At 69.8% G+C, this 11,913-nt stretch carries 9 protein-coding genes; 1 reads left to right on the top strand and 8 read right to left on the bottom strand.

The window, feature by feature from the left end; translation table 11 throughout:
• Positions 1–9: 9 nt before the first annotated feature.
• From E7T09_RS07130 to E7T09_RS07115, 4 genes are all read right to left on the bottom strand, one after another.
• Positions 10–1,509 carry an FAD-dependent monooxygenase gene (locus E7T09_RS07130; protein WP_136388377.1) on the bottom strand — a complete coding sequence of 500 codons (1,500 nt, stop codon included), beginning with the start codon at positions 1,507–1,509 and terminating at the stop codon, positions 10–12.
• Positions 1,510–1,561: 52 nt separating this feature from the next.
• Complete coding sequence (locus E7T09_RS07125; protein WP_136388376.1) at positions 1,562–2,395, bottom strand: RNA methyltransferase; 834 nt, start codon at positions 2,393–2,395, stop codon at positions 1,562–1,564.
• Positions 2,396–3,493: a redox-regulated ATPase YchF gene (ychF, locus tag E7T09_RS07120; RefSeq protein WP_136388375.1), complete on the bottom strand. Its 1,098-nt coding sequence runs from the start codon at positions 3,491–3,493 to the stop codon at positions 2,396–2,398.
• A 248-nt stretch (positions 3,494–3,741) separates the two neighbouring features.
• Positions 3,742–4,242, bottom strand: a complete 501-nt coding sequence (locus E7T09_RS07115; protein ID WP_136388374.1) for a hypothetical protein — start codon at positions 4,240–4,242, stop codon at positions 3,742–3,744.
• A 163-nt stretch (positions 4,243–4,405) separates the two neighbouring features.
• On the opposite strand from E7T09_RS07115, the gene E7T09_RS07110 reads away from it, so the two are divergent.
• Positions 4,406–4,954 carry a GNAT family N-acetyltransferase gene (locus E7T09_RS07110; protein ID WP_136388373.1) on the top strand — a complete coding sequence of 183 codons (549 nt, stop codon included), beginning with the start codon at positions 4,406–4,408 and terminating at the stop codon, positions 4,952–4,954.
• A gap of 7 nt (positions 4,955–4,961) precedes the next feature.
• Here E7T09_RS07110 and E7T09_RS07105 read toward each other — a convergent pair whose 3' ends face one another.
• From E7T09_RS07105 to E7T09_RS07090, 4 genes are all read right to left on the bottom strand, one after another.
• Positions 4,962–6,539, bottom strand: coding sequence for a diguanylate cyclase (locus tag E7T09_RS07105; RefSeq protein ID WP_136388372.1), 1,578 nt, complete (start codon positions 6,537–6,539; stop codon positions 4,962–4,964).
• Positions 6,536–8,158 (bottom strand): HD domain-containing phosphohydrolase, encoded by a 1,623-nt coding sequence (locus E7T09_RS07100; protein WP_136388371.1) that lies wholly within the window; start codon positions 8,156–8,158, stop codon positions 6,536–6,538. The genes E7T09_RS07105 and E7T09_RS07100 overlap by 4 nt, the downstream gene beginning before the upstream one ends.
• A gap of 124 nt (positions 8,159–8,282) precedes the next feature.
• Positions 8,283–9,800 (bottom strand): glutamine-hydrolyzing GMP synthase, encoded by a 1,518-nt coding sequence (gene guaA, locus E7T09_RS07095; RefSeq protein ID WP_136388370.1) that lies wholly within the window; start codon positions 9,798–9,800, stop codon positions 8,283–8,285.
• 55 nt (positions 9,801–9,855) lie between these two features.
• Entirely contained in the window at positions 9,856–11,886 is a 2,031-nt protein-coding gene (locus E7T09_RS07090; RefSeq protein ID WP_136388369.1) for a PEGA domain-containing protein, read from the bottom strand.
• Positions 11,887–11,913: the final 27 nt, after the last annotated feature.

Here is an 11,913-nt window from a genome sequence, read left to right as displayed (position 1 = left end):
GCAGAACCTTTATAGCCAACGCTCCGCGTAGGCCTCCAGGGCCGCACGGTCGAAGACTGGCTGCGCGAGGCCCACGTACCCGTCGGGCCGGACGAGGTAGACGGCATCCTCGGCCAGGCCCGCCCGTCGCGCCGACACGCCACACGGGTAGACGTGCAGCGGCAGATCACGACCACCGCACCACGTCAGCAACGCGGGCTCCGGCGTGCCGTACACGTGCACCTGCCATGACAGGCTCCGCAGCGCGGCGAAATTGTCGGTTCCAGGCCCGTGTATCCACGGCAGCCGCTTCCCGCCTCCGATCCGCCCGGCCTGGCCCTCGCTCAGGGGACTGTCCGGGTAGTGCAGGCGGGTCTGCGAGACGGTCAGGAACAGGAAGCGGCGGGCCGCCCGGAAGCGCATCACGCGGGGCAGCACGTTCGGCACGGCCACCGTCCGCACCCACGCGGCCAGCCGGGACGGATTCACGACCGTCGTGAACACCCGATCCGTCGTGTTCACCAGCGACAGCGCGAAGGGCCGCCGCTCCGCTTCGTAGGTGGCCAGGGCGGCCGGCCGCCCGCGCACGCCCTGCGCGAGCTTCCATGCGAGGTTCGACGCGTCGCCCAGCCCGGTGTTCATGCCCTGCCCGCCCACCGGCGTGTGCACGTGCCCGGCGTCCCCCAGGATGAACGCCCGGCCCTGCTGGAAGTGATCTGCGACCCGGTGGTGCACGCGGTACGTGGCAAACCAGTGCACCTTTTGGACGCGGGCCAGACCGTCCGACTCGACCTGGGCCCGCACGGCCTCGAAGCCCGCTCCCTCGTCTAGCTCCGGTGGGAACTCACCCACCACGCGGTGCCGGTTCGGCTCGGGCATGGGAAAGAAGGCCAGGAACCGGTGGCTGGTGAGCGACAGGTTCAGGTCGCCGTCGCGGATGGCCCCGGTCGCGTCCACATCCGCCACGAAGAACCTCTGGCTGTAGGTGCCGCCGCTCAGCGGAATCCCCAGTGCCCGACGCACTACGCTGCCCGCGCCGTCGCATCCGGCGGCGTAGGTCGCCCGCACCACCTCGTCCTGCCCGGCGTGGCGCAGCGTCACGCTCACGCCCGCGTCGTCCTGGGTCAGGCCGATGACTTCCGTTTCCCAATCGACCCCTACGCCCAGCTGCGCGAGCGCCGCGACCAGCAGTTCCTCGTTCTGATCCTGCGTCAGGATGTACAGGTACGGGTGCGGCGTCAGATCATCCCCCACGCCGCGCAGCGACACGGCCGCCCGGCGTTGCCCGTTCACGAACAGGCCGATCGCCGCGAAATGCCGCCCGCGCGCCATCGCCTCCTCACCGATGCCGAGCTGGTCGTAGAACTCCAGCGTCCGCGCCTGCACCGCGATCGCCCGCGTTTCCTGCACCGGCCCCGGTTTCGGGTCGGCCACCCGGACGCGCACGCCCAGCCGCGTCAGCCACAGGGCCAGCATCAGGCCGGTCGGCCCGGCCCCCGAGATCACCACGTCCGTTCCCGCTGTGGTCATTGGATGCCTCCGGACATAGCGTACCCCCGGCCCACCGCGGCCGGAATCCGGCTCAGCGCGGAAGGCGTCGCTGGCGATCCGCCTCGTACAGCAGGATCGACCCGGCCGCCGCGACGTTCAGGGACGACGCCGTGCCCGTCATGGGAATCCGCACGGTGGCAGAGCAGGCGTCCAGGAAGGCCCGGCTTAGGCCGTGCGTCTCGTTGCCCAGCGCCAGGATCACCGGCCCGTCCAGCGGCTGCCCACTCACCTCAAGCGGCGCGTGCTCGTCCGTGCCGACCAGGGGCACATCGCCCCAGCGCTCATGTAGGCCCGCCCGCCACGCCAGCAGCTCCCCCACGCTGGCCACGCGGATCACGGGCACCGCGAAGAACGACCCGGTGGAGGCCCGGATCACCTCCGGGTCGTACACGTCCACCGCGTGCCCCACGATGACCACGCCGTGGCCGCCCAGCGCATCCACCGAGCGCAGCAGGCTGCCCAGGTTGCCCGGCGAGCTGGGCCGGTCGAAGGCGACGACCAGCAGCGGCCCCGCGCCCTCCGGTGGGTCGAGCCGCCGGGCATCATCGCCGGGCATCCGCACCACGGCGATCAGTTCCGACGGCTCGTGGCGCTCGCTGAGTTCCGCCATCCCGTCGTCCGGCAGGGTGTAGTGCAGATCCGCGTCGGCCCGGCGCAGCATGTCCACGGCCCACGCCGACAGAGGACGCTCGCTGGAATGGGCGAAGGCCCGCACCTGCCAGCCCAGCGTCACGGCCTGCGTGATCGCGCGAACGCCCTCCACGAAGAACTCGCCGTGCCGGTGCCGTTTCTCGCGGCTGCGGCGCAGCGTCTCCAGATGCTGGAATTCCGCGGTGCGCGTTCTCAGGTGGACGGTTCGCGCCATCTACATGTTGTGCAGCACGTTCATGATGTCGCCGTCCTTCATGACGTACTCCTTGCCTTCGGTGCGCACCCAGCCCTTGCTCTTCGCAGCCGCCCAGCCGCCGGCCTCGACCATCTTCTCCCACTCGATGACCTCGGCGCGGATGAAGCCGCGTTGCAGATCGCTGTGGATCTCGCCGGCCGCCTCGGGCGCGGTCTCCCCCCGGTGGATCGTCCACGCGCGGACTTCCTTCTCGCCGGACGTGATGAACGTAATCAGGCCCAGCGTCTCGTACCCGACCTTCACCAGCTGATCCAGGCCGCTTTCCTCCACGCCCAGTTCCGTCAGGAACGCGCGGGCCTCGTCCTCGGGCATCTCGGCCAGTTCGCCCTCGATCTGCGCGCTGATCTTCACGACGCTCGCTCCCTCGGCGGCGGCCAGTTCCCGAACCTTCATGACAAGGTCGTTGTCGCCGGTCAGTTCGTCCTCACCGACGTTCGCCACGTAGATCACGGGCTTGATGGTGATCAGCCCGAAGTCCTTCGGAATGGGCGCGTCGTAGGTGCCGGAGCGGGCGGGCTTGCCCTCGCCGAGCACCTTCAGGATCGCCTCGGCCAGCTCCAGCTGCTCGCGCGCGTCCTTGTCGCCGCCCTTGGCCTTCTTGCTCAGGCCCTGCACGCGCTTTTCGAGGCCCGCCAGATCCGCGAGGATCAGTTCGGTGTTGATGGTCTCGATGTCGTCGATGGGATCCACGCGGTTCGCCACATGAATCACGTTGCCGTCCTCGAAGCAGCGCACCACGTGTGCGATGGCGTCCGTCTCGCGAATGTTCGCCAGGAACTGGTTGCCGAGGCCCTCGCCCTGGCTGGCCCCCTTCACCAGCCCGGCGATGTCCACGAACTCCACGAAGGTCGGAATGATCGGTGGTATCCGCTCGCCCTTCGTGAACACCCGGCTCAGCGCAGCGAGGCGCTCGTCCGGTACGGTCACCCGCCCGACGTTCGGTTCGATGGTCGCAAACGGGTAGTTCGCGGCGAGTGCGCCCGCCCGCGTGATGGCGTTGAACAGCGTGCTTTTCCCGACATTCGGCAGTCCTACAATTCCAATGGCTAATCCCATGATCCACGACTCCTTCACTTGCCGGACCTCCTGGCCCAGGCAAGGCAACCCTGCCAGTGTACGGGATGCCCGGAGTGCCAAGGCGGAAGGAACTCACAGCGGTCACCGGTTCCGACGGTGATGGGCTGTTCAGGTGGGCGCGAACCGGATATCAGCCGACCGGCCCAGCACACCCGATCGGCGCTGTCTGTAGGCCGGGTTAGGGTCACCACCGCAAATCCTGATTGCTCTCCGGTTGTTCCCCGGAGTCAGCAGGTGACCCGCCACAGCGTCAGCGTGCCGTCCGCTTCCAGCCGGTGGGCGCGCAGGACTTTCACGCCCAGGCACTGTTCGGACAGCAGAAAGTCGACTTCCATCCGGTCGCAGAACAGGCCGAGGTTCAGACGGCGTCGCAGGTGGGTGCCGCCACAGAAGAGGTACACCAGGCCGTCCGTCCAGTCGCGCAGGAAGGCGGCTTCCTCGACCGAGCAGACGTGTACTGGCGTACCGGCGAGCAACAGGTGACGTTCCCATGTGGCTTCGTCCACGCTCGGCAGGACAGACGCTTCCTCCGGGTGTCTGGCCCAGCGTCCCTCCTCGGTGCGAACCGACAGGGCGGCACTGAGCAGCGCGGCGCTGTCCTGCACCAGCAGGGACAAATCCAGGGGCAGAAGCTCGGGGCAGGCGAAGCGGCGATCCAGCCGCGCCAGCTGGGCGGAGGTGAACGTCATGCTCAGTTGCGGTGGAAAGGGCGTGAAAAGGATGTTCACGGATCGCCTCCAGGGACAGGCGGCACGGTCGGTGACGGGGAGCTGTGGTGTTCCCAGAGTTTACCCTTCCCACCCGGGCTTCAAGCGGGCTGGCCCACGGTCTGGTGGGGCGACCGGTAACACGCAGGTGCAGGCGGGAAGCCTCACCCCGTAGGCTGGAGTCATGTCGTCCCCTGCCCTTCTGTCCGGGCCGCGCGTGATCCTGCGTTCCCTGCTGCCCGAGGATGCCGACGTTCTGTGCGCGTACCGCAACGACGCCGCCGTGGCGGCCTTCCAGGGCTGGACGGTGCCGTACCGGCTGGCGGACGCCCGGACGCTCATCCAGGATATGACCGGAAAACGACTGGGAGATCCCGGCTGGGTGCAGTACGGCATCGCGCTGCCAGATGGCCGGCTGCTCGGGGATGTGGCGCTGCGGACGCATGGCGCCCAGGCGGAGTTCGGCATCACGCTGGCCCCCAGCGCACAGGGCCAAGGGTACGCGGGCGAGGCGGGGGCGGTTCTGGTGACCCACGCGTTCACGGTTCTGAACCTGCACCGCCTGCACGCCAGCATCGACCCCCGCAACGGGCCCGTGGCCCGGTTGTTGCTTCGACTCGGGTTCCGGCACGAGGGCACCCTCATCCAGGCCTACGACCACCGCGGCGAGTGGACGGATGACGCCCTGTACGGCCTGCTGCACCGCGACTGGCTGGACCGTCCGGCCCGCTGATCCGCCTTCAGCCGGCGTCGTGCGCGGGGGCGACCCGGACGGTGTTGCGGCCCGCCGCCTTGGCAGCGTACAGCGCCTGATCGGCCACCTTCAGCGTGCCCGTGATGTCGTGCTTTCCGTCCAGCACGGCCACGCCGAAACTCCCGGACGTGACCAGACCGGGTGCCAGCGTCTCCCATGACGCCCGATGCAGCGTGTCGCGCAGCCGCGCACACACGACAGCCGCCTCGTCCACGGTCACGTCCGTCAGGATGACCAAGAACTCCTCGCCCCCCAGCCGCGCCAGCAGATCCTGTTCGCGCAGTTCCGCGCTCAGCAGTCGGGTCGCCTCGATCAGCACGGCGTCTCCGACCAGGTGGCCGTAGGTGTCGTTCACGCGTTTGAACAGATCCAGGTCGAGCAGCGCGATGGCGCTGGCCTGACCGTGCTGGGCGCGGCGGTGGAGGTCGCCGAGCACCTGCATGGCCTGTGTGCGGTTGGGCGCTCCGGTGAGAGGATCGCGCAGGGCGGCCTCGGCGAGCGCCTGGGCGCGCACCTCGGCGTCGCGGGCCTGCTGCTCGATCTGGCCCACCAGGGCGCGCTGCTGGTGGTAATCGCGGTACAGGTTCTCCACGCCGAGGGTCACGGCCAGCTGCGTCTCGTAGGCGTCTCGGTAGCGGCCGGCGCGGGCATAGGCGGCGGCCAGCGTCTCGCGCGAGCGGGCCTCCCACAGGATGGAGGACGCCTCGCCGAAATACCGCACGGCCAGTTCGGCGTCGAGGATGGCGCTGTCCAGATCCCCGGTGGCCGCATGCACCCGGCTGCGGTCGAGCAGCGCCCGGCCGTACAGCAGGGGCAGGTCGGCGGCGTGGGTGATCCGGACATGCTCGTCGGCCAGATCACGGGCGGTGGCGAGGTCGCCCATCCACAGGGCATGCCGCGTCAGGGCGTCGAAGACTCCGGCTGCGTCCACGACCGGGGTGTGCGCGACCTCCAGCGCGGCCTGCTGGAGGAACGTCGCAGAGGCCAGCAGTTGCGCCTCGACCGCCGGTTCCGCGCCGCCCAGGTCATCCCCGGCGATAAAGCACTCGGCGGCGCTCACCACGAAGTTCATGTGGAAGATCCCGTTCAGGTGCGTGGAATCCGGCCTGGACAGGCTTCGGAGGTGTGGCGACTGGATCAGGGCCAGCAGCACCGACAGGGCGGCGCGGTACCGACGCCGCTCCAGTTCATGGTGCGCGGCGTTGATGGCCACCAGCGCCACCCCACGGTCGTCCCCCACCTTGCGCGCCAGGGTGTCGGCCAGTGCGAAGTGCGTGCTGGCCCCCTGGTCGTCGTAGGAGTCCGCCTGCACCAGGGCCAGGGCCACGTGCGCCTTGACCTGCAGAGATGCGTCCCCGCTGCTGCGCGCCAGTTCCAGGCAGGCCAGGGCGTGGGCCATGGCTCCTGCGACATCACCCAGATCCAGCGCGAGGTACACGGCGTCGCGGTGCAGCAGCGCCCGTGCCGCCGGAGTCAGGGCCGTGGCGTTCGCCAGCGTCTGTTCGATCGTCTGAAGTTCGGCCCGCCCGGAGAGGGGGCCGATCGATGCCGCCTCGGCCGTCATGCGTCGTCCACCTTCAGCGTGGCCAGGGCACAGAAGGCCTCGACGACCCGTGGGTCGAATTGCGTGCCCGCACTGCGCTTCAATTCCGCGATGGCGTCGTCGTGCGACCACGCGCGTTTGTACGGGCGTTCGCTGATCAGGGCATCGTACACGTCCACCACGCTGAAGATCCGGGCCAGCAGAGGGATCTGCTCGCCGTGGAGGCCGTCGGGGTACCCGCGCCCATCCCAGCGCTCGTGGTGGGAGCGCACCACGGCCCGCACCTCGCGCGGCACGAAGACCTCGTCGCGCAGCATGCCGTCGCCAATCACGACGTGTTGCTCGATGGTCTGGCGTTCCTCGGGGGTGAGGGCGCCCGGCTTGAGCAAGATCGCGTCAGGCACCGTGACCTTGCCGATATCGTGCAGATAGGCTCCCCAGCGCAGGTGTTGACGCTCGTCGTCGGTCAGGTGGAGGACTTCGCCCAACTGCAGGGCCAGGGCCGTCACCCGATCCGTGTGCCCGTACGTCTCCCCGTCGCGGCCCTCCAGCACCCGGCCGACCGCGCGTAGGGCCGCTTCCCGCATGTCCCGCAGGTGCTCCTGCGCGCGGACGCGTTCCGTCGCACGTTCGATGCGGGCGACCACCATTTCGAGCAGGCTGCCGACGCCGGGCGGACCGCCGTGCACATGGTGGACGTGCAGCAGCCCGATCACGCCCACCAGACGGCCCGCAGCATGCAGCGGCGCCGCCACGGCGCTGTACACTCCCCGGCCCCCCACCTGGGCAGCGCCCGTCCAGCCGGCATACTGGTGAACCGACACGACCTTCCGTGTGGTCATTACCTCGGCCACTACTCCCTCGGGCGCATGGGGATGCCGCACCCACGCCTCCGCCAGGCGCGAGTCGCCAACGTCGCCGACCAGCAGGTGCAGGGCGGTCTGCTCGTGGTCGTCCAGCGTGAACATGGCGCCGGTCGTGAAGCCGCTGAGGTCGATCAGGGTCTGGAGGGCGTGGCGGGCAATCTCGTCGGGATCCTCCAGGCCTTCTATTTCCGCCGACAGCTGTGCCAGCCGCTCGAACTTGCGGGCGTTCGCCTGCGCCAGTTCCAGCGCGACGTGGCGGCTGTAGGCCACGCCCGCCGCCTGCGCCAGCAGCGTCAGGGTGCGGCTGTCATCGGCGCCGAGCACCTCGTCGCTGTTGGTGGTGTCTACCGAGAGCACACCCAGGGCGTGGCCGTCTGGATCGAGCAGCGGCACGCCCAGGTACGCGCCGGCCTGGGGATGGCCTGCCACGAAGTGCGCGGCCTGGTGACGGTATGCCTGGTCAATGAGCAGCGCCTCGCCGCTGCTGAATACCTGCCAGCTCAGTCCCTGGCCGCGCGGCAGCAGGAGGCCCAGGGCCTCGTCACTGTGATGGCCGCTGGCCGCCACGACCTCCAGTGCGTCGTGATGGGGACGGAAGAGCAGGAGTACCGCAGTGGTCGCGCGGGTACTGTGCAGGGCCATCGAGACGCAGCGGTGAAACAGATCCTCGGCGGACTGCGCCAGCAGCACCACCGCGTGGGCTTCCAGCGCGGGCTTGAGGTGCTCCGACAGCCCGAAGGCGTCCATTGAGCCCACCGGGGCGGGCACGGTCACAGCGGCGCTTGCACCGACGTCCCAGTGGTTTGCCGGCAAACCAGGAGCGGCAGGGCGCGAGACATGCGGCGAGTCTACTCCTCAGGTCTTGCACCGCTCTGACAGTTGAGCGTTCCAGGGATGCTTACTCCCACTCGATGGTGGCGGGCGGCTTGCCGGTGATGTCGTACACCACGCGGTTGATCTCATGCACCTGGTTCACGATGCGGTTGCTCATGGTCGCCAGGAACTCGTACGGCAGCCGGGCCCACTCGGCGGTCATGAAATCATCGGTGGTCACGGCCCGCAGCGCCGCCGTGTACGAATACGTGCGCTCGTCGCCCATCACGCCCACCGACTGGATCGGGGTCAGGATCGCCAGGGCCTGCGAGCAGCCGTCGTACAGGCCGAACTCACGCAGGCCCGAGATGAAGATGTCGTCCACACGGCGCAGGATGTCCATCTTCTCCTCGCTGATCGCCCCCAGGCAGCGGATCGCCAGGCCGGGGCCGGGGAAGGGGTGGCGCATGCGGATGTGCTCGGGCAGGCCCAGCAGCCGCGCGATCTCGCGCACCTCGTCCTTGAACAGCGTGCGGAAAGGTTCGACCAGCTTAAAGTTCAGGTCTGCCGGCAGGCCGCCCACGTTGTGGTGGCTCTTGATGTTCGCCGCGCCCTCGCCCCCGGCTGACTCGATCACGTCCGGGTACAGCGTGCCCTGGGCCAGGAAGTCGAATTGCCCCAGGCCGCGCGCCTCACGTTCGAAGGCCCGGATAAACTCCCGCCCGATGATCTTGCGTTTTTCCTCCGGGTCGCTGACGCCCGCGAGCGCGCCCATGAACTCCGCGCGGGCGTCCACCGTGATCAGGTTCACGCCCAGCGGTTTCAGGGCCGCCTCGACCTGCTCCCGCTCGCCCAGCCGCAACAGGCCGTGGTCGATGAACACCGCCGTGAGCTGCTCACCGACCGCGCGGGCCAGCAGCAGACCCAGCGTGGAGCTGTCCACACCGCCCGAGATCGCCAGCAGCACCTTCCCGCTGCCCACCTGCCGCTGCACGTCCGCGATCAGCTCGTCGATGATGTGCTCCGCGTTCCAGTCGCGCGTCACACCGCAGATGTCCAGGAAGTTCGCGAGCAGCTGCCCCCCCTTGGGCGTGTGGACGACCTCCGGGTGGAACTGCACGCCGTAGCGCCGCGCCTTCGCGTTTTCGATGGCCGTGACCGGCGTGTCCTCGGTCTCGGCGACCACCTCGTAGCCCTTCGGCAGCGCCGTGACCGAATCGCTGTGGCTCATCCACGCCACGAATTCACCCTGAATGCCGGCGAACAGCTGCCCGCCGTACTTCGTGAGGTCGGCCTTGCCGTACTCCCGCTTTCCGGCGCGTTTGACGTCCCCGCCGGCCTGCTGCGCGAGGTACTGCATGCCGTAGCACACGCCCAGGATCGGCACGTCCAGCTCCAGCACGCCCGGCGCCGGTGTCGGGGCACGCTCGTCGTACACGCTGCTCGGGCCGCCCGACAGCACGATCCCCTGCGGCTTCTCCTGCAAGATGCGTTCCAGGGGCGCGGTACCCGGCAAAATCACCGAGTACGCGCCCAGTTCACGGAACCGCCGCGTGATCAGCCGCGTGAACTGACTGCCGAAATCCAGAATGACGACGCTCATCGTGGCCGATTGTGCCACGCCACGGCCCGGCAGGCGTCCTCCCTGGACAGACCGTTCAGGGCCCCAGGTTGATGCTGACCGGCTGCGACCGGGGCACGGTCACGCTCAGCTGGCCGGGTGCATACCCTTCCGCGATCACCCGCAGGCGGTACGTGCCCGGTACCGGCAGGTGGAGTTTGCCCGGCGCGCGCCCCAGTTCCTGACCGGGTGTGAGGTTCGCCCCCTTGGGCGCGGTGTCCAGCGTGAGGCGCGCGGTGGCGCCGGCCGCCCCCCGCAGCGTGAAGGCCACATCGCAGCAGGTGGTGGCCGGAGTCCCGGGTCGGGGCAGGCGCGGCACGACGACCGCCACCAGGGCCAGCAGCGCCAGCAGGCCAATCAGCGGCAGCAGCCAGCGCGGCGCGCGGCGCGGTTCCCGCACGGGCGGGCCGTCCACGGTCTTCACCACCCGCCAGGAATCGTCCTCGTCCCACCCGATCCGGATCGGGCCCCCTGCCATGTGGCGGGCCGGGAGGAGGCCGCTGGGCCTGGGTTCCGGTTCCGGCTCGGGTTCCGGCGCCCGGCGCAACGATTCCGGCAGCCGTTCCACGGTGCGCATGGTCAGTTTTGGCCGCGCTGGCGGGTTGCTGCCATCCTCCGCTGGAGCGTCGGCGGGCGGCGTCCAGTCGGGCAGATCATCCTCCCCGATGACGGCCCCTGCGCTGGCGGCCGGGCCGGTAAAGCCGATCTGCACGGTCGTGGGTGGCCGGGCCAGCGCTTCGGCCCGGAGCCGCTCCACCTTGCGGGCCGCCGCTGCCTGCGCGTCGAGCCTGGCCTGTGCGAGCCGTTCCTCGTTCTGCCGCCGCCGCCGCTCCTGCGGGGTCTCCACCGTTCCTGCCGGCGCACTGGAGAAGGCGGGAACGGGTGTGCCAGCGGTGGCAGCCATCACCGCGTCTGGAGTTGCCAGCTCTGGAAGCGGAGCAGCTGGCCGTGGCTCGGTGTTGGTGAGCGGTGCGGGTTCGGACACGTCGCGGGTGGTCGGCCGGGGAGACGGATCGACCGGTTCAGGGATCGCTGCTTCCGTGGGGGTCGCAGGCATGTGCGGCGGGTTCTCGCTGGATGGAGGAGGGGACGGCGAGGCGTCTTCGGCGTCGAGCAGCCTGTCCGTGCCCGGAGGTGGCGAGATGACCGGAGCAGCAGCCGGAGGGGAGAGCGCCTCACGGCCACCGTCTCCACGGTTCAGCACGCCGCGGGACTTACGGGATTTCGGCGTCACGGGTGGGGTGGAGGGGATCACGGTGGGAGGCGGGTTCTCCTCCGTCGCGACGGGCCCATCATCGGCGATCTCGCCGCCGAGCACGATCGGTGTGCCGTCATGCGGATGGTTCTGGATGGGTGTGGCAGTCGCCCGCTCCGGAGGTTGTGCGAGCGGCGCAGGGGGTGCCGTGTTCGGGACGACCACCGACGGCTGGGGTGGGCTCGTCGGTTCTGGGGCGGCGGCCTCACGGTTCGGCAGGGTCGTCGCCGGTGGTGGGATCGCGGGCACGGCTCGACCTGCATCCACCTGCCCCTCGGGGGTATTCAGCAGGGCCAGGGCCTCCCCGGCCTCCAGCTCGTCGGGCGCACGGCGCAGGGGAGTCAGGGCAGGTGGCAGAATCCCGATGCCTTCCAGTGCGAGGATCAGGTCACGCAGGTCGCGTCCGGGCGTGGGGTGGTCCTGCCACGGCAGGCCCGCGCCGGCCAGGGCCACGCGGCCGTCGACCTCCCAGAGTTGCGCGCTGCTGATGCCCCCGTGCGTCTGGCCCTGCCCGTGCAACGCGGCCAGGGCGGCCAGCGCTCCCTGGGCGGCGAGCAGGGGGTCGCTGGCCGGGGTGGCCTGCATGGGCAGCTCGGTCACGACGTACGCGTCCTTGCCGTCCATGCCGCCGTCCACGATGGGCAGCAGGCCCGGGTGATCCGGCAGTTCCGGCAGCCGGGGCGCGAAGGGCAGCACGTGCAACAGCACGGGCATCCCGGTCAGGCGATCCGTGGCCCGCAGCGTGCGGATGGGCCCGTCCTCCGGGCCAGCTGGCAGGTCCCGCACTGCCACATAGGGGCCGATGGGCTTCACGACGGCAAGTATAAATGCTGCCGCCGG

It is taken from the genome of Deinococcus sp. KSM4-11, assembly GCF_004801415.1.
GTDB lineage: Bacteria > Deinococcota > Deinococci > Deinococcales > Deinococcaceae > Deinococcus.
This window is presented reverse-complemented; position numbering and strand designations above follow the sequence as displayed.